Source organism: Deinococcus aquaedulcis (assembly GCF_019693445.1).
In the GTDB taxonomy this organism is placed as follows: domain Bacteria; phylum Deinococcota; class Deinococci; order Deinococcales; family Deinococcaceae; genus Deinococcus; species Deinococcus aquaedulcis.
On record NZ_JAHRBL010000003.1, the window covers coordinates 115,885 to 136,311 of the forward strand.

General features: G+C 69.8%; 19 protein-coding genes. 9 read left to right on the forward strand and 10 right to left on the reverse strand.

All coding sequences use genetic code 11. The features are described 5' to 3' along the window. Positions 1-2: 2 nt before the first annotated feature. Positions 3-2,069 carry a hypothetical protein gene (locus KMW22_RS05440; protein WP_221089020.1) on the reverse strand — a complete coding sequence of 689 codons (2,067 nt, stop codon included), beginning with the start codon at positions 2,067-2,069 and terminating at the stop codon, positions 3-5. Beyond that, positions 2,066-2,419, reverse strand: a complete 354-nt coding sequence (locus KMW22_RS05445) for a DUF6915 family protein (RefSeq protein WP_221089021.1) — start codon at positions 2,417-2,419, stop codon at positions 2,066-2,068. Before KMW22_RS05445 ends, KMW22_RS05440 begins: the two co-directional genes overlap by 4 nt. A 185-nt stretch (positions 2,420-2,604) precedes the next feature. Here KMW22_RS05445 and KMW22_RS05450 point away from each other — a divergent pair, with 185 nt between their 5' ends. Further along, a complete protein-coding gene (locus KMW22_RS05450; protein ID WP_221089022.1) occupies positions 2,605-3,282 on the forward strand; it encodes a hypothetical protein in 678 nt (225 codons plus the stop codon). A 73-nt stretch (positions 3,283-3,355) separates the two neighbouring features. Here KMW22_RS05450 and KMW22_RS05455 read toward each other — a convergent pair whose 3' ends face one another. Beyond that, positions 3,356-5,368, reverse strand: a complete 2,013-nt coding sequence (locus KMW22_RS05455; protein ID WP_221089023.1) for an elongation factor G — start codon at positions 5,366-5,368, stop codon at positions 3,356-3,358. Between the two features lie 660 nt (positions 5,369-6,028). Here KMW22_RS05455 and KMW22_RS05460 point away from each other — a divergent pair. The 5 genes from KMW22_RS05460 (at position 6,029) to KMW22_RS05480 (ending at position 11,441) form a co-directional block, all read left to right on the forward strand. Beyond that, complete coding sequence (locus tag KMW22_RS05460) at positions 6,029-7,102, forward strand: tetratricopeptide repeat protein (protein ID WP_221089024.1); 1,074 nt, start codon at positions 6,029-6,031, stop codon at positions 7,100-7,102. A gap of 26 nt (positions 7,103-7,128) precedes the next feature. Continuing rightward, on the forward strand, positions 7,129-8,439 hold the full coding sequence (locus KMW22_RS05465) for an AAA family ATPase (protein WP_221089025.1): 1,311 nt from the start codon (positions 7,129-7,131) through the stop codon (positions 8,437-8,439). 269 nt (positions 8,440-8,708) lie between these two features. Further along, positions 8,709-9,416, forward strand: a complete 708-nt coding sequence (gene mnmD, locus KMW22_RS05470; protein WP_221089026.1) for a tRNA (5-methylaminomethyl-2-thiouridine)(34)-methyltransferase MnmD — start codon at positions 8,709-8,711, stop codon at positions 9,414-9,416. Then, a complete protein-coding gene (locus tag KMW22_RS05475) occupies positions 9,374-10,378 on the forward strand; it encodes an FAD-dependent oxidoreductase (protein ID WP_221089027.1) in 1,005 nt (334 codons plus the stop codon). Before mnmD ends, KMW22_RS05475 begins: the two co-directional genes overlap by 43 nt. A 61-nt stretch (positions 10,379-10,439) precedes the next feature. Beyond that, on the forward strand, positions 10,440-11,441 hold the full coding sequence (locus KMW22_RS05480; RefSeq protein ID WP_221089028.1) for an isocitrate/isopropylmalate dehydrogenase family protein: 1,002 nt from the start codon (positions 10,440-10,442) through the stop codon (positions 11,439-11,441). A gap of 204 nt (positions 11,442-11,645) precedes the next feature. On the opposite strand, the gene KMW22_RS05485 is transcribed toward KMW22_RS05480, so the two are convergent. After that, the gene (locus tag KMW22_RS05485) at positions 11,646-11,867 is read right to left on the reverse strand and encodes a hypothetical protein (protein ID WP_221089029.1); all 222 of its coding nucleotides are present in this window, start codon (positions 11,865-11,867) and stop codon (positions 11,646-11,648) included. Between the two features lie 128 nt (positions 11,868-11,995). Between KMW22_RS05485 and KMW22_RS05490 the strand changes: the two genes are divergently transcribed. Together KMW22_RS05490 and KMW22_RS05495 are read left to right on the forward strand one after the other, a co-directional pair. Beyond that, on the forward strand, positions 11,996-12,280 hold the full coding sequence (locus tag KMW22_RS05490; RefSeq protein WP_221089030.1) for an autorepressor SdpR family transcription factor: 285 nt from the start codon (positions 11,996-11,998) through the stop codon (positions 12,278-12,280). After that, positions 12,280-12,921: a DUF1648 domain-containing protein gene (locus KMW22_RS05495; protein WP_221089031.1), complete on the forward strand. Its 642-nt coding sequence runs from the start codon at positions 12,280-12,282 to the stop codon at positions 12,919-12,921. Before KMW22_RS05490 ends, KMW22_RS05495 begins: the two co-directional genes overlap by 1 nt. Positions 12,922-12,995: 74 nt before the next feature. Here the strand turns inward: KMW22_RS05495 and KMW22_RS05500 are convergent, their stop codons facing one another. The 6 genes from KMW22_RS05500 to KMW22_RS05525 form a co-directional block, all read right to left on the reverse strand. Continuing rightward, positions 12,996-14,177 carry a trans-sulfuration enzyme family protein gene (locus tag KMW22_RS05500; protein WP_221089032.1) on the reverse strand — a complete coding sequence of 394 codons (1,182 nt, stop codon included), beginning with the start codon at positions 14,175-14,177 and terminating at the stop codon, positions 12,996-12,998. A 20-nt stretch (positions 14,178-14,197) separates the two neighbouring features. Next, on the reverse strand, positions 14,198-14,704 hold the full coding sequence (locus KMW22_RS05505) for a hypothetical protein (protein WP_221089033.1): 507 nt from the start codon (positions 14,702-14,704) through the stop codon (positions 14,198-14,200). Positions 14,705-14,716: 12 nt separating this feature from the next. Further along, positions 14,717-15,529, reverse strand: a complete 813-nt coding sequence (locus KMW22_RS05510) for a nitroreductase family protein (RefSeq protein WP_221089034.1) — start codon at positions 15,527-15,529, stop codon at positions 14,717-14,719. Between the two features lie 262 nt (positions 15,530-15,791). Then, on the reverse strand, positions 15,792-16,802 hold the full coding sequence (locus tag KMW22_RS05515) for an FAD:protein FMN transferase (protein ID WP_221089035.1): 1,011 nt from the start codon (positions 16,800-16,802) through the stop codon (positions 15,792-15,794). A 141-nt stretch (positions 16,803-16,943) separates the two neighbouring features. Next, entirely contained in the window at positions 16,944-17,225 is a 282-nt protein-coding gene (locus KMW22_RS05520) for a hypothetical protein (protein WP_221089036.1), read from the reverse strand. A 254-nt stretch (positions 17,226-17,479) separates the two neighbouring features. Next, positions 17,480-19,411, reverse strand: a complete 1,932-nt coding sequence (locus KMW22_RS05525) for a 1,4-alpha-glucan branching enzyme (protein WP_221089037.1) — start codon at positions 19,409-19,411, stop codon at positions 17,480-17,482. Positions 19,412-19,591: 180 nt separating this feature from the next. On the opposite strand from KMW22_RS05525, the gene KMW22_RS05530 reads away from it, so the two are divergent. Further along, entirely contained in the window at positions 19,592-20,401 is an 810-nt protein-coding gene (locus KMW22_RS05530; RefSeq protein ID WP_221089038.1) for a hypothetical protein, read from the forward strand. Positions 20,402-20,427: the final 26 nt, after the last annotated feature.

Sequence of the window (20,427 nt, forward strand, 5' to 3'; positions counted from 1 at the left end):
GGTCAGGGGGCGTCCAGCCGGTTCAGCACCGCCGGCGGCACCGCTGGGTTCTGACGCAGGGCCGCCACCACCGCGCCCACCGGGTCCTCGGCCAGCCGGGCGGCGATGAGGGGCGGCAGGTCTGGGCGGGCTGCCACCTGCGCGCGGGTTTCGGGGCGCAGGTGGCGGGGCGTGACCAGTTTCTCCCACAGGTCCAGCGTCATGTGCGGCGAATCCAGGACGTGCATCACCAGCCCGTCCTCGCCCCACAGGCTGTTCCAGAACGAAAAGCGTTTCAGGCGCTGCATGATCAGGTCGCGCAGCATGGCCCCTGTGAAGTGGGGGTGCCGCAGCAGGGCGCCGTCGTGGGGCGACACCACCAGCCGGGCCAGGACCTCGGGCGGGGTGTGGGGGTCGGCGATCAGGGTTTCGATGGCCGCGCCGCCCAGGGCCCGCACCTGCTCCACCAGCGGTGAAGAGGGCGTCTGTGGATTCTGCGCCAGGGCCAGCAGGGTTTCCCCCGTGGCGAACTCGCTGTACACGCCCAGCAGCGGCGCTGGAATGGGGTCTTTGGTGTGCAGGTAGGGGTTGAGCACGCCGTGGCCCAGCCGCCGCAGGACCGTGCGGGCCACCGCTGGCGGCAAAGCAGGGTTGCGCAGCAACGTTTCGGCCACCCAGGCGGCCGGGTCGTCGGCCAGCCTCTGGGCCTGCGCAGGACCAGGCGGCAGATGCAGCGCCGCCTGGGCCCGGACCTGCTCGCTGGGGTCGGCCACCAGGGCTGCGGTCACGTCCTCGGGTAAGCCGGTAGGCTTGGCCAGAGAAGGCACGCTGGCCCGCAGGTCCTCTTCTGGACGTTGTGCCAGCCGCCGCAGCACCTCCGCTGAAAGGCCACCCCGCTCCGAAAGCCGGTAGGTGGCGATGGGCCCCGTCTCGATCAGGCGCAGCAGGTCGTCGTCGGTGACTTCTGGACGGTGCACGACCACATAGGCCTGCTGCGGCTGATTCAGCAGGAAGGCCAGCACGTCGGGGTGCAGATTGGGCGCATGCCCCAGCGCCCACAGGGCATTTCTCTGGTGCGGGCTGTGGGCCACCCGCCACTGCTCGGCCAGGGGCCAGGCCGGGTTGTAGGGCTCTTCCTTCTCTTCCATACGTTCCCGCACCGCCATCTGCACGTCCTCGTCGGGGTCAGCGGCCAGCACGGCCAGGGCCTGTGCGGGCGTGGCGGCGTGCCGGGCAATGCGCGCGCGCAGGTAGGGATCGGGGTCAGCCAGCCACCGGGACAGCAGCGCCCACGGGGCATCCTGGGCCTGGGCGATGGCCCGGCGGGTTTCGGGCCCCTCCACCCCACCCAGGGCGTCCAGCAGGGGTTCGCGCACTTCTGGCGGGCAGGCGGGGTTGTTCAGCACGGCCAGCGGAAAAGGCCACTGCGGCGCGCGGGCCAGTTCACGCAGCGCCGCGCCCGGGGTGCTGGGGTTGCGGGCGACGGCCAGCCGTACGCTGGTCCAGGAGCTGCGCGACAACGCATCCAGGGTGCGCGGCAGGGTCCGGGGGTTCTGGGCCTGCTGCTGCTCTGCCTCAAAGGCTGCGTGGCCCCGGCGTGAACCCATGGAGGACATCACTTCAAACACCAGATCTCCGTGCAGGGGCAGCAGCCACTCGTCGGGAATCGCCGGGTTCAGTGCCGCCGCGCGGCGCACGCTGGGGTCGGGATGGGCCACCCAGGCCTGCACCTGCGCCTGGGAAGGCGCCGTGGCCGCCGCCACCTCCAGCACCAGCTCTTCGTTGCCCTCAAAACGCACGGCATACGTGCCGTTCAGCGAATCGCCCGCCAGATACGTCACCTCGCCGAATGGAGCAATGAGGCCCGTGCCCAGGTCCCACAGGTAGGCGCTCTGGCCGGGCAGGTCGGCGTGCTCCACGGCCTCCTCTACCTCCCGCCGGAGGTCATGGTCCAGCGGCACGGCGCGCCCCTGTCCGTCCAGGGCCTGCACCTCATAGCGCGTTTCGTCCTCGTGCCACAGGTACGCCAGCCGCACGCGGGCCACGCCCAGGCGCGCCAGCTTGTGGGCAAAACCCGCTGGAATGGTCACAGCCCGTCCTCCTCGCTCAGGCGCGCGGCGCCCCGGGTCATCCAGGGGCGCAGGGGCAGATCGCCCAGCCAGTCCTGCACGGTGGGAATCTCGCCGCCCATGTCTTCACGCACATGCTGCTCGCCAATCAGCCGCACGGGCACCTGGCGGCCATTGCCCAGGGTCAGGGTGACGCCAAAGACCTGCTCGCACAGAAAGATGCCAAAACTGGAGTGCAGCAGCGCGCGGTGGCGGGCGTCCGGCAGGTGGGCCTTGGTCTGGTCGAACCAGTTGTGAATGGGCAGATACTCCTCCGGCTGCCCGCCAAAACGGCGGGCCGAACTGACCGCGTGGTGGTACGGGTGCGCCATGGCCCCACTTAATCACGTGGCAGGACACCGGTGAGGGGCTGGCGACCGCCCATCACCGCACCCCTGGCGCACCGAGCTGCCGGGGAACGTGCGCCGGGTGGCCCCTCCCCTGTTGCCTTCGCGGTGGGCACATCCCAGGCCCTGACGCTGCCGATGGCCGCTGCCCCTCCTGTACGCTGTCGGGCATGGCGCCTTCCGAGGGGTTCTTGCAGGCACTGGGCGCGGGTGTTCTTGCCGCACTGCTCCTGTTCGGCGTTCGCGCGGCCCGCAGCGGGACCGGAAGGCCGCGCCCCACCCGGGAACAGAAAGCCGAGGCGCGGCGGCAGCGACAGCGCCGCGACGCGCATGTTCGCGAGGTCATGCGCCCCGGCCTCATTCAGGCCGCCTTCAGCCGTGACCCCGTGACCCGTGGCGACTGGGACGTGTTTCCCTGGACATTGCTGCTCGTTGAACAGGACCTCCCGGTCTCGACTGTCCTGCGCGCCGCCATGGCGGGCACCCCGGCGCCCTCTGGTGGGGCGCCGAGCACGTGGCTCATTCGCCTGTATGAGCAATTGGAAGAACCCACGCGGTCGCCGGGCGGCCCGCTGACCCGTGACGGCCGGGTGCACGTGACCGATGTGGCCGTGGTAGGGGCGCTGTGGGACGGCCCCCGCCTGTTGGTCCCGGACTTTGCCGTCTCCAGGGTCGGTCGCGCCCTCCTGCACGCCCACGATCACGGCCAGGAAGACCCCGAGGCGCTCTATCAGGCCCAGAGGACCTGCCCCAACCCCCGGGAGGAATCCACTGACCGCTCCTACACGTATGACCCGGACAAGGTTGGGCCCCCGCAGAGAAGGCTGGTCAAGGGTTCACAGCCGTAGGCCAATGAAAGCGGTCCGTTCCGTCCCAGGGGGCTGACGCCCCCGCGTGGCAGCCACAGTTGACCCACCACCGCTATGCGCCGGCCAGTTCGCCTTTGCGCTCCTCGATGATCTTTTTCGCCAGGTGGTCGGGCACCGGCTGATACCCGTGCGCCTTCACGCTGAAGGCCCCCCGGTCGCCGGTCATCGAGCGCAGGTCTGCGCTGTACGTCTGCAGCTCTGCCTGCGGCACGATGGCGGTCACGGTGATCACGGTGCCGCTGGTGTCCATGCCCTGCACGCGGGCGCGGCGGGTTTGCAGGTCACTGATCAGGTCGCCGGTGAAGGTGGCGGGCGCCCGCACCCTGAGCTGCCAGACCGGTTCCAGCAGGCCGGGCCGCGCGCCCTCCAGAGCATTTTTCAGGGCCAGGCTGCCGGCCGTGCGAAAGGCGATGTCGCTGCTGTCCACATCGTGGTAACTGCCGTCGAGCACCGTCACATGCACGTCCTGAAGAGGGTAGCCCGCCAGCGAGCCCCGGAGCATGGCGTCCTGAATCCCCTTTTCGATGCTGGGCAGGTACTTGCCGGGAATGGCCCCACCGACCACGGCGCTGCGAAAGGCAAAGCCCTCGCCGGGTTCAATCCGGATACGGCAGTCGCCGTACTGCCCGTGGCCGCCACTTTGCTTCCGGTGTTTGCCCTGCGCCTCGCACGGGGCGTGAATGGTTTCCCGGTACGGAATGCGGGGCGTGCTGGTCTTCACGTTCACGCCCAGGGCCGCCAGTTTCTCCACGGCGATGCCCAGGTGCATGTCGCCCATACCCGAGAGCAGCTGCTCGCCGGTCTGGGGCTCCCGGACAAAATGCAGGGTGGGGTCTTCCTCGCGCAGGCGGGCCAGGGCCGCGCCCAGCTTGTCCTCGTCGGCGCGGGTAACTGGGGAGATGGCCAGCGTGTGGGCGGGGTCCGGCAGCCACAGCGGGTCGTAGGTGATGGGCTGGGCCGGGTCGGCCAGGGTGTCGCCCGCGTGCAGGTCGGCCAGCTTGGTCAGCACGCCAATGCTGCCAGCGGGCAGTTCGCCCACCTCGGTCAGGTCCTTGCCGCTGGGCACGTACAGGTGCAGAATGCGCAGCTCCCGGTCCTGGGACGTGTTGCGCACGGTGTCGCCGGGGCGCAGGGTGCCGCTCCAGACCCGCACGTAGGCCAGCTTGCCCACAAAGGGGTCCACAGACACCCGCCACACCCGCGCGCTGAACGGGGCGTCGGGCAGGGGCTCGCGGGTCTGGCCGTCCACGCCGGTCAGCGGGCCCCGCTCGCGGGCCGAGCGCAGGCCCTGGACCATCAGCCGCGCCAGGATGTCCACGCCCACGCCACTGTGGGCACTGACGGGCACGACCGGGTAGAGGGCACCCGCATGCACCGCGCGCACAAAGGCCGCCTGAAGTTCCTCGGTGCCAATGGCCTCGCCGTCCAGGTAACGGGCCATGAGGTCGTCGTCGCTTTCCACAATGGCGTCGGTCAGGGCTTCACGGGCCTCGCGCAGGGCCGGGTGCAGCGCGGGGGGAATGTCCTGCGGGGGGCTGGCCTCGCCAGTCAGCACGTCTACCACGCCGGCAAAGCCTGCCCCCTGGCCCAGGGGCAGCCACGCGGCGGCCACCGGTCCCCCCAGACTGGCTTTCAGATCGGCCAGAACGGCAAAGAAGTCCGCGCGCTCCCGGTCCATCTTGTTCACCACGACCAGCCGGGGCATCTCGAAGCGGTCGGCGGTGGCCCACACCCGCTCGGTGCCCACCTCCACGCCGCCCAGGGCGCTGAGCACCACCATGACGCTGTCGGCGGCGCGGATTCCGCCGCGAATCTCCCGCACGAAGTCCGCGTAGCCCGGCGTATCCAGCAGCGTGATATCGGTGCCGTCACACGACAGGCGCAGCACCCCGGTCTGAATGGAAAAGCCGTGCGCCTTTTCGGCGTCGGTGTGGTCGCTGTGGGCGGTGCCGTCTTCCACGCGACCGGCGCGGGCAATGGCTCCGCAATGAAAAAGCAGGGCCTCAGACAGGGTCGTCTTTCCAGCGCTGCTGTGCCCAGCAAGACTGACAACGCGAACGGGCATGGACATCACCAGACCTTTCCCGGGTCCTGGCCCCGGGGGCAAAGGAGGAGAAAGCCTGCGAACGCACGCCAACGGCAGAAGGGGGGTGTTGTGCGTGGAGTGTAAGCCTTTTTGCAGGCGAAGCGGGGCACGGGCCACGGCGAAGCGGCCGAGGTGTGGCCCCACACACCACCCGGAAGGCAACGGAAGGCCAGCCCAGCCCCGTCCTGGCCGCGCGCTTCATGGCGCGCGCGGGGGTGCCGCCTGCCCCCCAAGGAGGATGCCCCTGTTCCGGCGGCTCGGCCTTGTGCTGGCCACCTGCCTGACGCTGTCCCCCGCCCCGGCGGCCCCACCGCCCAGGACGCCATGCTGAAAAACGTACAGAGCGCCGGGAACCTGGTCCGCCTGACACTCGATGACGTCACGGAAGCCGCGTTTCCCCTGACCGGAGGCCCTTTGGCTTCAGCCCCTCTCTGGCCCCCCATCCCGTTGTCCCTGCGCCAGGGAGAGGTGCGGGGGCTGGAGGCCCTCCACACCTTCCCGGGGCTTCTGAGCTGGGGCGCGGCCCCCAGACCAGCAGCGGCACCCGCCCACCGGGTCTGGGACCACCACCCGCAGCGAGGGGGGGACTGCAGGTGCCCCTGCCTTCCTCATGGGCCGCAGGTACAGTGGGGGCCAGAGATGACGGCAGGTACAGGGCAGCAGAGCGGCGCGTGGGCACGGGTGCACGCCGCGCTGGAACTTGGACGCCCGGACGAGGCGGCGCGGCTGCTGTCACTCCTCCTGGCTGCTGAGCCTGACAATGCCGCGCTGTGGATTCTGCTCAGCAAGGCGCACCATGACGCCCACCGCTACCCAGAGGCCCTGAACGCGGCAGAGCGGGGCCTGCGTGCCGATCCCCAGAGCAGCCAGGCCCTGTATTACCGGGCGCTGGGGCTGTGGAATGCCAGGGTCCGGGGCCAGAACCTGCGCCGCCGGGCGGTCCGGGGGCAGGCGCAGGCGGCCCAGGCAAGTTTGCGCGAGGCGCTGCGCCTGGAACCTTTTCATGTGGGGTACCACGTCACGCTGGCCAGCCTGCTGCTGCAGACCAGGGATCTGGCGCCGGCCGAGGCGCACCTGCGGCAGGCCCTGGCGCTTGACCCGGCCCACACAGCGGCGCTGCTGACCCTGGCCGAACTCGCCCTGCAGCGGAAAAACGCCGCCGAGGCCCTGGCCCTGGCGCAGCGGGTACTGGCCCAGGAGCCGGACTCGGTGGCGGCGCTGGGCATCCTGGCCTGGGCCCAGTTGCGGCAGAACGAGCCGCATGCGGCGCTGCGCACGGCGCTGAACGGTCTCAGGATGTCGCCGGCCGACCCCGGGGCGCAGGCGTATTTCACGGCCCTGACGCACGCCTACCTGCCCCGGCCCATGGCACGGGGCAGCTGGGTCTGGCGCGTGGCGGTGGTGCCGCAGGTCGGGGTGGTCCTCCTGCCGCTGCTGGCCGCTGGGCTTGGCGCGCGCAATGTCTGGCGTTACCGGCGCCTGCCCCCGGACCTGCGCGGCGCCGTGGCACGCATCCGGCCCCTGCGGCGCGAACAGGGGGCCCTGCTGGCTATGACGCTGAGCGCCTTGCTGCTGGTTGTGGCGGCCGGCACACCGGACCGGGACACAGCAGGCGTCCTGCTGGGCTTGGCCAGCACCCTGCTGTGTGGCGTCACGCTGTACTGGCTGGGCTGGCAGGTCTGGAAACGGCTCAGACGACCCCGGCACCCCTGAGACACAGCACCCCCGAGGAGAGAAACATGACCAATGAAGCAGTGGTGCACAGCCTGGCGGAGAGCCTGAACAACGATCCAGACAACGACGCCCTGCGGCTTCACCTGGGCGCCGTGCTGCTGCAGCTGGGCCGGGCCCACGAAGCCCTGCCGCTGGCCCAGCACGTGCTCGCCCGGCACCCGGCCGATATCGAGGCGCTGAAACTGGCCTGCTGGTCGGCCGATGAAACGGGCGACCGCGCAAAGGCCGCCGGTTATCAGCAACTACTCAATGCGCTGACCGGCGTGCAGGTGGCCCGGCCGGGCGAGCACCCCGCGCTTGATCCCGATGGCCGGTACCCGTACCGCAGCCGGGATTTGACCCCCGGGGCGCCCAGCACGGCCCAGCCTCCCGCGCAGCCCCCCAACCGGGCCGAACCGCTGCGCGCCCACGAGCCTGGAACCCCGGACGAAGCCAGCAGTCTGCTGGAGTCCCACCTGCCGCGCGTGACGTTCGCAGACGTGGCCGGCATGCACGAGGTCAAGCAGCGCCTGGACCGCGCCCTGCTGGGTCCCATGCGGCATCCGGAGCTGGCGCAGATGTACGGCAAATCGCTGCGGGGCGGCCTGCTTATGTACGGCCCGCCCGGCTGCGGCAAGACCTTCATGGCGCGCGCTGTCGCCGGAGAACTGGGGGCCAACTTCCTCGCCGTGGGGCTGGCCGACGTGCTCGATATGTATATCGGGCAAAGCGAACGGAACCTGCACGCGGTGTTCAGAGAAGCGCGCCGCCGCACGCCCTGCGTGTTGTTTCTGGACGAGGTGGACGCCATTGGCCGCAAGCGCAGCCAGATGCGGAGCTCACTGTCCAATGTCGTCAACCAGCTGCTGGCCGAGCTGGACGGCGCGACCGAGTCCAACGAGGGGGTGTTTGTTCTGACGGCCACCAACAGCCCCTGGGATGTGGACCCGGCCCTGCGCCGGCCCGGGCGCCTGGACCGGACCGTGCTGGTGCTGCCCCCTGATCTGGAGGCGCGGCGCGCCCTGCTGGAGCAGCACCTGAGCCGGCGGCCGGCGCAGGGCGTCGACTGCGCTGCCCTGGCCGCCCAGACCGAGGGGTACTCCGGCGCCGACTTAGCCCATCTGGTGGACTCCGCCGCCGAACTGGCCCTGGAAGATTCGATCCGCCTGGGGCAGCCCCGGCCCATCGGCCCGCAGGACCTGAAAAAGGTGCTGCGCGAGGTCAAGCCCAGCACCGGGCCCTGGTTCGACACCGCGCGCAATGTGGCGCAGTTTGCCAACGACGACGGCACCTACGACGAGCTGCTCACCTATATGCGGAGCCGGCGCCTGCTCTGATCGCGGGACCCACATGCTCTGAAGGGGAACCCTCCAGGGCATGTGAGTTGAGCGGCGCGAGTGATTGCACCAGAGCGCAGTTGGCGTGGCGTTGAGGGGGATGCGTTCCTCCCTTCAACGGACCGGCATACCGCTGTGAGGCCGGTGGCGGCGGGACCGGCTGGGGCAGGCCCGAGGGGGGGTGGGGCGCCTCTCCCTGCCAGGCCAAGGACGAGACCGCAGCCCTCTCCGTCCCGCAACGCTGGCCCCCCCTCCTCTATCCTGGCCCCATGACCCGCGACGACCCGCCCGCCTACGCCCTGCTGCCAACGCCGGACGGGTCGCGCACCGCGTTCAACGCCCGCTTTGGTGAGGCCTACGGGTCGCGCCACGGCGCGGCGGCGCAGGCGCAGCATGTGTTTGTCGAAGGCACGGGCACGCACGCGCACCCGGCCCCCCGGGTGCTGGAAGTGGGCTTCGGGGTGGGCGTGAATTTCCGAGCCACGGTCGCCAGCGCGGCGGCGAGGGGCGCACCCCTGCGCTACCGCGCCTACGAATTCGACCCCGCGCCGCGCGAGGTGCTGCGGGTTGTGGCGGAAGGTGCCCAGGCCGCTGACCACCCGGCCTGGACCGCGCTGCTGGCCGCGTGGCCGGAGAGGGGCAGCGCGCGGGGTGAGGTGGAGGTGGAGGCCGGCGGCGTGCTGGTGACGGTGACCTTTGCCGATGTGCTGACGGCGGAGCTGCCCGCCGCGTGGGCCACCGCCCTGTATCTGGACGGCTTCTCTCCGTCGCGCAACCCCGAGGTCTGGACCCCCGAATTCACCGCCCGCCTCGCACAGACCCTGGCGCCGGGTGGCGTGCTGGGCACCTACAGCGCGGCGGGGCATGTGCGCCGGGCGCTGGCGGCGGCAGGACTGCGGGTGGAGCGGCGGCCTGGGGCACCGGGGAAAAGGGAATGTTTGCGGGCGGTGCGGGAAATGGAGGAAGGGCCGCTTTGAACGTTGTCGTGGTGGGGGCGGGTATTGCGGGGGCCTCGGCGGCCTATTTCCTGGCGCGGGGTGGGGCGGCTGTAACGGTGGTGGACGCTGGGGCGCACACCGCCAGTCACGTGCCCAGCGCGCTGATTAACCCGGTGCGGGGGCAGTCGGGCGGGGTGGACGCGCGGGCGCTGGCGGGCATGGCGTTCACCTGGGCGCTGGTGCGCGACCTGAACAGCCAGGGGCGGCCTGTTCCCCACGGGCAGGCAGGGGTGCTCCGCCCGGTGCCGGACGAGAGGGCACGCGCCCGCTTTGAACGCAACCTGCCCCCTGACCTTGCGCACAGGTGGCTGAAGCCCGAGGAGTCACCCGAGCCGCTGGCCCCTGGCTGGGCGCATGTGCTGTCGCTGCCGCAGGGCGGCTGGGTGGACGGGCAGGCGTTCACCGGGGCGCTGCTGCACGCTTCGGGGGCGCGGGTGGTGCAGGGACGGGCGGTGGCCTGGACGGCGCACGAGGTCCAGCTTTTGGGTGCTGACCCCCTCCACGCCGACGCCGTGGTGGTCTGCGGCGGGTCGGTGGGCGCCCACTGGGCTGGCGAGGCGGCCACCCACCGCATGGGCACGCTGCTGACCCTGGACCGCGCGGTCACGCGGCAGCCCGTCAGCTTTGGGGCGTACCTGGCGCCGGCACAAACCGGCGGCGTGCTGGGCGCCACCTTCGAGGCCCCTTCGCCGCAGTGGCAGCCCGAAACCTTCCCCCTTCCCTCGCTGGGCTGGCTGCTGGGCAAGGGACTGGCGCTGAGTGACCTGCGCGGGGCTCAGGTCATCGGCCGCTGGACCGGCTCGCGGCTCTCGGGGCTGAAGGCAGGCCCTCAGCCGGACGGGACCTGGCGCCTGGGTGGACTGGGCAGCAAGGGCTTCTTGCTGGGGCCGCTGCTGGCGCATGGTCTGGCTGGGGGGCTGCTGGCGTCACGCGGCGGGTAACGCGCCACTGCGTGGGGGACGGATGAAGCGTTTCCCACCCCTGGCTTACACTGCTCAGGTTATGGCGACCTACCGCATCTGCTTGATTGAAGGCGACGGCATTGGCCACGAGGTCATTCCCGCCGCCCGCCGCGTGCTCGACGCCGCTGGCTTTAGCGCCGAATACGTGCACGCCGAAGCCGGCTACGAGTACTACCTGGACCACGGCACCAGCGTGCCCCAGGCCACCTACGACGCGGTGGAAAACACCCACGCCACCCTGTTCGGCGCGGCCACCAGCCCCAGTGGCGAGAAACCCGCTGGTTTCTTTGGTGCCATCCGCCACCTGCGCCAGAAGTACGGTCTGTACGCCAACGTGCGCCCCACCAAGACCCGTCCGGTGCCCGGCGCCTACGAAAACGTGGATCTGGTGATTGTCCGCGAGAACACCCAGGGCCTGTACGTGGAGCAGGAACGCCGCTACGGCGACACCGCCATTGCCGACACCGTGATCACCAAGGACGCCAGCCTGCGCATCGGCAAGTTCGCCGCAGATCTGGCCATGAAGCGCGGCAAGCGCCTGACGGTGGTGCACAAGGCCAACGTGCTGCCCGTGACCCAGGGCCTGTTTCTGAACACGATTCTGGACCACGCGGCGGGCGTGGACGGCCTGAACACGAACACCATGATCGTGGACAACGCCGCCATGCAGCTGGTGCGTCACCCTCAGCAGTTCGACGTGATGGTGATGACCAACATGTTCGGGGACATTCTGTCCGACCTCGCCGCCGGTCTGGTGGGCGGCCTGGGCATCGCCGCCAGCGGCAACGTGGGCGACCAGTTCGGGATCTTCGAGAGCGTGCACGGCAGCGCACCAGACATTGCCGGGCAGGGCATCAGCAACCCCACCGCCACCATTCTGGCCGCCGTGCTGATGCTGGACCACATTGGCGACCACGACACCGCCCGCCGCATTGACACGGCCGTGAACAAGGTGCTGGTGGAAGGCCCCCGCACCCGCGACCTGGGCGGCACGGCTGGCACTGAAGAGTTTACGAACGCGGTGATCAAAGCGCTGGCGTAAAGTCAAAAGGGAAGGGCCCGGACATTCGCTGTCCGGGCCCTTTTCATGTCGCAACAGCTCTGAAACCCTGCCCGGCCGAGGGGTATGACAAGGGCTGACCGTGCCAAGTCTCCGGTGAATCTGCCAAGAGACGGGTCTCGTCTTTTCGAGGCACTGGAGGCTTGCCTCTGTTGACGTTGGCTGGGGTGGCCGTGTGCGCGGGCTTCAGGTTTCTTGCTGCTGAAGCCACTGCACACGCCGCTTCATGCGCTTGAGGATGGCTGTGGACTCGTCTTGGTAGGGGTCTCTGACGCCTTCTCCCTCTCCGGCTTCCAGCACCCCGACGCTCCACAGAAGCTGGCCGAATCGCTGGTCAGGCCCAGCTTCCACAGCCTCCAACAGACGCTCCAGAATCTCAAGATTGGCTTCCTGGCGGGAAAGCGACATGGAGCGAGTTTGCCACGCGCCGAGCTGGCGAGCCCTTGCCCTTCTCCGCTCTGCCTGCTACTATTTCGGTAGTTGCCTAATTAGCCAAATAAGGCAGGAGGATTCCATGTTGCCCAGCCCAACCGCCCATGAACGACGTCTTTAAAGCCCTGGCCGACCCCACCCGCCGCGAAATTCTGGCGGTGCTGCGCGAAGGCGAGCAGACAGCCGGCCAGCTGGCCGAACGCTTTCCCCTCAGCAAAAGCACCCTCAGCGGGCACTTCAGCGTGCTTAAGGCCGCCGATCTGGTGGTCAGTGAAAAACGCGGCACCACCATCATCTACCGCCTGAACACCACCGTTTTTCAGGATGTGCTGAGCCACCTGTTTGGCCTGTTTGGGCCGACCCCCGCCCCCACCAAGGAGACCCCCTGATGCGCCCCCTGCTCTCCCTACTTCCATTTGCCCTGAGTTTCGCCCTTGCCGCCTGGGCCCTGCCTCAGCAACCGGAGCGCGTGCCCGTGCACTGGGGGGTGAATGGCCAGCCGGACCGCTGGGGCAGTCCGGCCGAGGGTCTGTTTCTGCTGCCAGCCCTGCTGCTGGGCGCCGCCCTGCTGACCTTCCTGACCGAAAAAGCCGCCGAGGGCCGCAGCAACGCGGGCGTGCTGGGCAATCTGCGGCTGGGCCTGGGGCTGCTGGCCCTGCTGCAAACGGCCCACTACGCCCTGGGCTGGGACGCCCTGCGCACAGTGCTGGTGGGGGTGGGAGTGCTGTTCTTGCTCATCGGGAACGTCATGGGCCGCACGGCGCCCAGCGCCTTCGTGGGCCTGCGCACCCCCTGGGTGTACCTGAGCCGCCGAGCATGGCACGCCTCGCAGCGCCGCAGTGGGGTATGGTTTGCCGCTTTTGGCGGGCTGCTGGTGCTCTCGGGCCTGCTGGTGCCCGCCGCGTGGCTGATGCCCTGGGTGATGCCAGTGGGAATGGTAGGCGGCGTGCTGGTGCTGGTGGCGTACCTGACCTGGGCCTCATGGCACGACTGGAAAACTGACCCCGACCCGCAGCCCATTCGCCTGTAAGGCGGGCAAGTGGGGCGCGACCGGGCCAGAAGCCCTATGGTCGCGCCCCGCTTCCTCCTTTGTGCGGGCGCCGCCTATGCCTCTAGCGCCGCCTCAAACTCGCCCAGCAGATCGCCAATATCCTCAATGCCAATGCTCAGGCGCAGCAGGTTCGGTGTGATGCCCAGGCGGCGGCGCTCGGCTTCGGGCAGCGGGCGGTGCGAGGTGCCCCAGGGCCACGACAGCGTGGTCACCACGTCCGCGAGGCTGGGGGCCAGGGGAATCCGGCCCGCCAGGGCCTTCACAAAGCCGGGCGCGTCCTCAATGTCGGCGCTGAGCATGCCGCCAAACCCCTGCGGAAACAGATCCATCGCTAGGTGAAACTGCGGGTGGTCGGATAAGCCCGGGTGGTACACCGCCTTCACGCGCGGGTGGTTGACCAGCACGTCGGCCACCGCCTGCGCGTTGCCGCTGTGGGCGCGCATGCGCAGGCCCAGTGTTTTGAGGCCCTGCAGGGTCATCCAGGCGTCAAAGGCGCTCATGGTGCCGCCCAGGCGCAGCAATCGGGTGCGGGCCTGGGCAATCAGATCCGCGCGGCCACACGCCACGCCCCCAAAGGCGGTGCTGTGCCCACTGAGGTACTTGCTGACCGAATGGGTCACCAGATCGGCGCCGTGTTCGGCGGGGCGCAGCATGGCGGGGCTGGCGAAGGTGTTGTCCACGCTCAGCAGGGCGCCGCGTTCATGGGCCAGGGCGGCCAGGGCCGGCAGGTCCGGCACCGTCATCAGCGGATTGGTCAGGCTTTCCACGTGCAAAACGCGGGTGTTCGCCCGGAAGGCGGCGGCCACTTCCTCGTGGTTGCACGCGTCCACAAAGGACACCTCAATGCCCAGGCGGGGAAACTCCTCTTGCAGTAGGGCGTAGGTCACGCCGTACACGCGGGCGTCAGTGATCACATGGTCGCCCGCTTGCAGCACCCCCAGCAGCGCCGCGCTGATCGCCGCCATCCCGCTGCCCGCCACCAGGGCGGCCTCAGTGCCTTCCAGGGCGGCCAGGGCGCGCTCCAGTGTGGCGGCGTTGGGGGTGCCGTTGCGGTAGTAGAAGCTGGCCGGCTCTTCGCCACTCATGGCGCGGTCCAGGTCGTCCAGATCCGCGAAGGCGTAGACGGTGCTCTGGTAGATCGGTTCCACCAGGGGCGCCGAGCGGTTCGGGCGGGCCTCCTCGCCCGCGCGGGCGGCCAGGGTGGTCAGGTCAGGGGCAGGCTTGGGGGCGCTCACGCGAGCATTCTAGGGGCGCTTCAGCGCCGGGCCCTCATGGCTTTTATCCAGGCCGGAAGCTGCTTGAGGGGCAGCACGTCAGCGGGCCCCGTCTGGCCGTACCGGGTCAGAACGCCGTAGGCCACCGGGCCACTGACCAGCAGGCCCAGGCCGGTGCAGGCCACAGGAGAATAACGACCAGCAGGCATGGGGGTTCCGGTTCGCCAGTCCTTACGGGTCAGTGCCAGCACCCAGCGTGTGCCGACCGGATACTGGGTGACATACGGAAAAGGCGACATGCCGTCATCACCCCGCACAGTCAGCCGCGTGGCCCCCGGCTGGCCCACGTATGTGCCCAGCACCCGCACCTGCATGTCCAGCACCGAGGAAAACCCGGTGCCGGTCCGGGGCAGATGGCGCTCCACTTCCACCAGCGCAACCACCTCGGCCGCTTTGACCGCCTGATCAAAGGCCTGAAAGGCGCAGGACGTCCCCGCCGCCTGCCCAGCCGCCCACAAGATTCCCAGCCCCAGCCATCGGCGTTTCATGGACCACCCGTATCAGGCGTCACCTGACGGCGGATGAGCCTCGTCCTCCCCGGCCCACAGTCCCTGCCGCTTCAGGGCGGCCACCAGATGCACCTCGCGCGCTTCCATGCTGCCCCCCGCGCCAAAATAGGCGTTCAGCAGCCGCACCCAGTCACCGGGTTTGCCTCCGCGCGCGGCAATGGGATTCATGATCGCCACGGCCTCCTGCAGCTCGGCTTCGGTGCCGTCGCGGTATTCATCGGTGTGAATGACCAGCGGGCGCGGCACCCGGGGGCGCTGGGGCGGCGTTTCGGCCGGGCGGCCCACCGTGAGGCCCGCAAACGGCAGCACGCCGGGGGGCAGCTTGAGCAGGTCCAGAATGCCGTCCAGGCCGTTCAGCACCCCGCCAATCCAGCAGCCCTGGTAGCCTAGCAGTTCAGCGGCGGTCAGCAGGTTGGTGCCGGCCATCACGGCGTCGCCAATGCCGAAATGCACGGCAATGGCCGGCCAGTGCCCCGGGGTACGCCCCCCCGTTTCCAGCACCCGCCCGGTGCGCCGCACATCGGCGCAGACCACAAAGGCTTCGGAGGCGGTGGCCATGTGCGCGTTCGTGGTCAGTTCGGCCATACGGGCGCGCACCTCTGGGCGGGTCAGGCGAATCAGGGAATACAGCTGCGCGGTAGCGTCGGTGGGGGCGCGCTGCGCGGCGTGCAGGATGGCTTCCAGATGCGCGGCGGGCAAGGGCAGCGGCGAGCCGTCTGGGTGCGTTTCGTACTGCCGCACGGTGCGGTGGGCATCGTAAAAGGCGGTGACCTGTTCTGGGGTCAGGGGGTGGGGCGCACTCATGCGGCGCAGGATAGCCCCACTGACGTGGACGGGCGATGGGACGCACAGGACCTCAGCCGTCCGGGCTAACTTTGGACCCGCAGCTCACTCGCCCCCTACCACCCGTCAAGCCGCCCGATGCTTCAATCAGGAGTTCGGCGCAAATCATCCGGCCCCTCCGCCTCCAGGCCCATCTAGGGGCCCTTCTCCACCATGCTAGAGGGGAACCCATCCCAGTGTTCAACCGACGACCGTACTCGTGCGTCGGCCCAAGCTCAATCCCCTACCAGTACCCCTGGTCATCACGGGGACGGGAGCTTCGGCGGGGCCACGCGCGGCTGCGGTGGCGCTGGCCGTCCGGGGTGACCAGCAGGGCCGCGCAGCCGGGGGTCTGGTCCACCAGGGCCAGGCCGCTGCGCGCGCCCACCACGCCCAGCACCGTGGCCAGGGCCTCGGCGGTGGCGCCGTCGGGGGCGATGACGGTCAGGCCGGGCACCTGGGGCGCGGGACAGCCAGTGCGGGGGTCCACCGGCGGCCGGAATGGGGCCTCAGCCACTGCATACGCGGGGCGCGCGGCGCCGCGCACGGCCAGCGCCCCGCCCTGCAGCCGCACGCGCGCCAGACACGGGGCGTTGTCCATGGCGGTAAAGGGATCGGCCACCGCCACGGTGACGGGCCCAGGGCCCAGCACCCGCAGGGCCTCGCCCGCACGAATGGCCACGCGGCGCACCCCCGCCGCCCGCGAGGCCACGGCGGCGGCCCGGTCCACCATGTACCCCCGGGCCAGCGCGCCCAGCACCAGCGGCGCCCGGGCGTGCAGGGTGGCGCGGCCATCGGCGTGCAGGGTCCACGGCGGCCCCTGCAGGGCGCTGGTCAGCCGCTGCACCTCCTGCAGCGGGGGTTCCCGGCCGGCGTGGGCCGCGTGGCGCCACAGGTCACTCAGCACCCCGGCGCCCGGGTGCAGGGCGCCCCCACTGCGCACGCGCCAGTGGTCCGCGAGGCGCAACACCGCCGTCAGGTCCAGGCTGAGGGGCAGGGACGTCCCTTCAGGGTGCACCTGCCAGCGCCGCCACTCGCTCTGCGGATCGGTGTCGCCCAGCACGCGCCCCAGACGCTCCAGTTCGCTTAGGGCGTCGTGTTCGGCCTGCTCGGCCTGGGCGCGGGTGGCCGCCACGATCTGCACCTCCAGGGCCGTGTCCAGCAGACGCGTGTACTGGCCCCGCAGCCGGTAAGGCGGCCGCGTGCCCAGTCGCCGCGCCGCCCCCAGCAGCCCGATAAAGGTCACGCCCCTCATTGTGCGCCCCGGAGGCGGCTCTGCGCGAGTGGTGAGGCTGAACCTGTCCAGAACCTGAGGGCGATACCACGCGCCGGGGAGCCGCCCCTACAGGCAACAGAACGCGGCAGATGCGCCTGACCATTGTTGTCGCGCCGGCACTTACCCGCCCGGCTGGCGGCTGAGCTGCCCGAAAATCAGGGCGATCAGCAGCAGGTCCAGCGCCCAGCTGGCGGGGCGGCGCAGGCGTTCGTCGCGCCGGGCACGCAGCACCTGCAGGCCCAGCCGCAGCAGCAGGAGCCCGCCCACCAGCGCCGGACTGGGCATGGCGCCGCCTGTCAGCAGTGGCCACAGCAGCAGCAGCGCCAGCACCCCCAGCAGGGCAAAACTCAGCAGGGTCAGGGCGTCGGGCCCCGGGCGCGGGGTGGGGTCGGGGGCACTCATGGGGGTTATTAGAGCAGGTGCGTGGCCCGGCGCCACACCGCAGCGACGCCAACGGCACCTGAGGTCTGGCCTCCATACCTCTGGGGCAAACCCAGTGCCTGTTTGGCAAAGACAGCGGCGCGGGCCGGGCTCGCCTTCTGGCCCCAGGGTGGAGCTGGCAGAGACGACGGGCGCCTGTACACGCGCAGCTGGTTCTTGCTGGCCCACTCCCGCTGGTCACGGCGGCTTCAGAGAATGCGGCCCCAGGCCCGGCGTTACTGGAGGTCCGAGGCCACCTCTGCCGCTTCAGCTTCCGCGTCTTCCCCATCAGCCAGCCCGTGGGCCGGGCTCAGCACCAGCACGCTGTTGGGGGGCAGGTTCAGGCGCAGGTGGTGGGTCTGGCCATGCCACCCTTCTTCCTTGGCCAGCAGGTCGGGCTGCTGGGTGCCAAAGCCGCCATAGTCGCCGTCATCGGTGGAGAGCAGCAGGCGGTAGGTGCCACCCTGCGGCACACCTACCGGGTACGCCTCGCGGTACACCGGGGTCAGGTTGGCCACCACCACGCTCCAGCCCCCCCCCTGCGGATCACGCCGCACAAAGGCATACACGCTGCTCTCGGTGTCGTCGGCGCTCAGCCAGAGCATGCCTTCTTCCTTGGTGTCGCCCACATGCCAGTCGGGACGGGTGCGGTACAGGCCGTTCAGGCGCCTCACCAGATTCATCACGCCCCGGTGGTCGGGCACATCGGCCAGGTGCCAGGGCAGCGGCGCGTCGTGGTTCCATTCGGTGGGCTGGGCGAACTCCTGACCCATGAACAGCAGCTTCTTGCCCGGCGTGGTCCACATCAGGGCCAGAAAGGCGCGGTAGCCGGCGCGCTGGGCGTACCAGTCGCCCGGCATCTTGGCCACCATGCTCTTTTTCAGGTGCACCACCTCGTCGTGGCTGATCGCCAGCACAAAGTGCTCGCTGGTGCGGTACACGTTGAAAAACGTCAGGGCGTGGTGGTGGTGCTTGCGCCACAGCGGGTCCTGCTCGAAGTAGCGCAGGCTGTCGTTCATCCAACCCATCGCCCACTTGTAGTCAAAGCCCAGGCCAAACGGCGCCGGGGTGGTCACGCCCGGGAACGAGGTGCTTTCCTCGGCAATGATCATGCAGCCCGGGGCCATGTGGTGCGCGACCTCGTTCAGGCGCTTGAGAAAGGCAATGGCTTCGAGGTTCTCGCGCCCGCCGTGAATGTTGGGCACCCACTCGGTGCGCGAGAAATCCAGGTACAGCATGCTGGCCACGGCGTCCACCCGCAGGCCGTCCAGGTGAAAGTCCTGCAGCCACTTCAGGGCCGAACCGATCAGGAACATCACGACCTCGTTGCGGCCATAGTCGAAAATGTAGGTGTTCCAGTCCTGGTGAAAGCCCTTGCGGGGGTCGGCGTATTCGTACAGTGGGCCGCCGTCAAAGTGCGCCAGGCCCGCGTTGTCGGTGGGAAAATGGCCCGGCACCCAATCCAGCAGGACGCCAATTCCCAGGCCATGCAGGTGGTTGACGAAATACTTGAAGTCCTCGGGGCTGCCCATGCGGCTGGTGGGCGCGTAGTACCCGGTGACCTGATAGCCCCACGAGCCGTCGAAGGGATGCTCCATGACCCCCAGCAGTTCCACGTGGGTGTAGCCCATGTACTGCACGTAGTCGCCCAGGCGGTGGGCGAGGTCACGGTAATTCATGAACCAGCCGTCGTCGCGCCGCGCCCACGAGGGCAGGTGCACCTCGTAGATGCTGACCGGGCGCTCCAGTCCCGGCTCGCGGGCCCCCATCCAGCGGTCATCGGTCCAGGTGAACGGCTGGTTCCAGATGATGCTGGCGGTGGCCGGGCGCACCTCGAAAAAGGTGCCGTAAGGGTCCATCTTGTCCTCGGTACGGCCGTCCTGGGCGGTAATACGATACTTGTAGCGCTGGCCGTGGCGCGCCGCCGGTACAAAGGCCCCCCAGAAGCCAAAATCCAGGCGCTGCATGGGGTGGTCAAAGCCGTTGAAGCCGTTAAAGTCGCCCACCACACTCACATGGTGGGCATTGGGGGCCCACACGCCAAACCGCACGCCCTCTACCCCGTTTTCCGTGGTGGGGTGCGCGCCCAGCAGGTGATCAGGGCGCACGAGGTCCGCCGTGACCAGTTGTTGCAGGTGCCCATGATCCAGCGGAAGCGGTTCACTCATGGGGCAAAGTCTAGCGGCGCCCCGTTCAGGGCCGGCACAATCTGACGGGAAGATAAAGGTGGGGTGCGGGGAGCAGGAGGCGGTGAGGAATAGGCGGAGGTCGAGGAGTCTAGGGGTTGAGGGGGCGAGGAGGGGCGCAACTGCGGCAGCGCGGGTTGTCTCTGCGTCCTAGACTGGCGCGTGCCCCTGCGACTGGACGCCCTGCCCACCGACGCCGCGTTGCCGCTGGTGGAGCAGGTGCTGGCGGCTGACCTGAGCGCGCTGGGGCCGCAGCTGACCGGCGCCTGGGCGGTCTGGGCGCCCGGCGGCGCGCTGCTGGGGGCCCTTGCCCTGCGCCCCTCGCCGGCCCACGGGCAGGAGGTGCTGGGCGGCACGCTGGTGGGGACTGAGCAGCAGGAGGCCGCGCGGTTGCTGCTCACAGCAGCGCAGGCGACAGGGCCGCTATATGCCTACGCCGACGAGGCCCTACTGCCAGCCTCTGCCCTGCAGGCCCTGGGCTGGCGCGAGGTCGGCGCCTACGCCCAGCTCAGTGGACCGCTGCCGAAGGAAGTGCCATTGACCCTCGACGGCGTCACCCTGCTGCCCCTGGCCGACCTGCCTGACCTCGCCCAGCGGCTGGCCGCACAGCGCACGTATGCCGACCGCATCGGCCACACATTCGCCACAGAAGCGGACGTGCAGCCCGGCGCAGGGGGTGTGAATGAAGACCTGAGCCGCGTGGCCCTGGCCCCATCCGGCCAACCCCTGGGCATCTGTCGCGCGTGGCTGGACGGGCATGAGCTTGCCGTGGGCAGCCCCGGCGTTCACCCAGACTGGCGCGCTGGCCCACTGCGCCGCGCCCTGCTGCTGGCGGTATGCCAGGCCGCGCGGCCAGCAGGCACCACCACCCTGATTGTGGACACCTGGGGCGACACGCCCGAAGAACGGGCCGACGATCTGGCCCTGGGGCTAAGCGTCAGAACTTACAGCCCCATCTATGCCACCCGGTAACGACAGGACACAGTGGACGGAGGAAA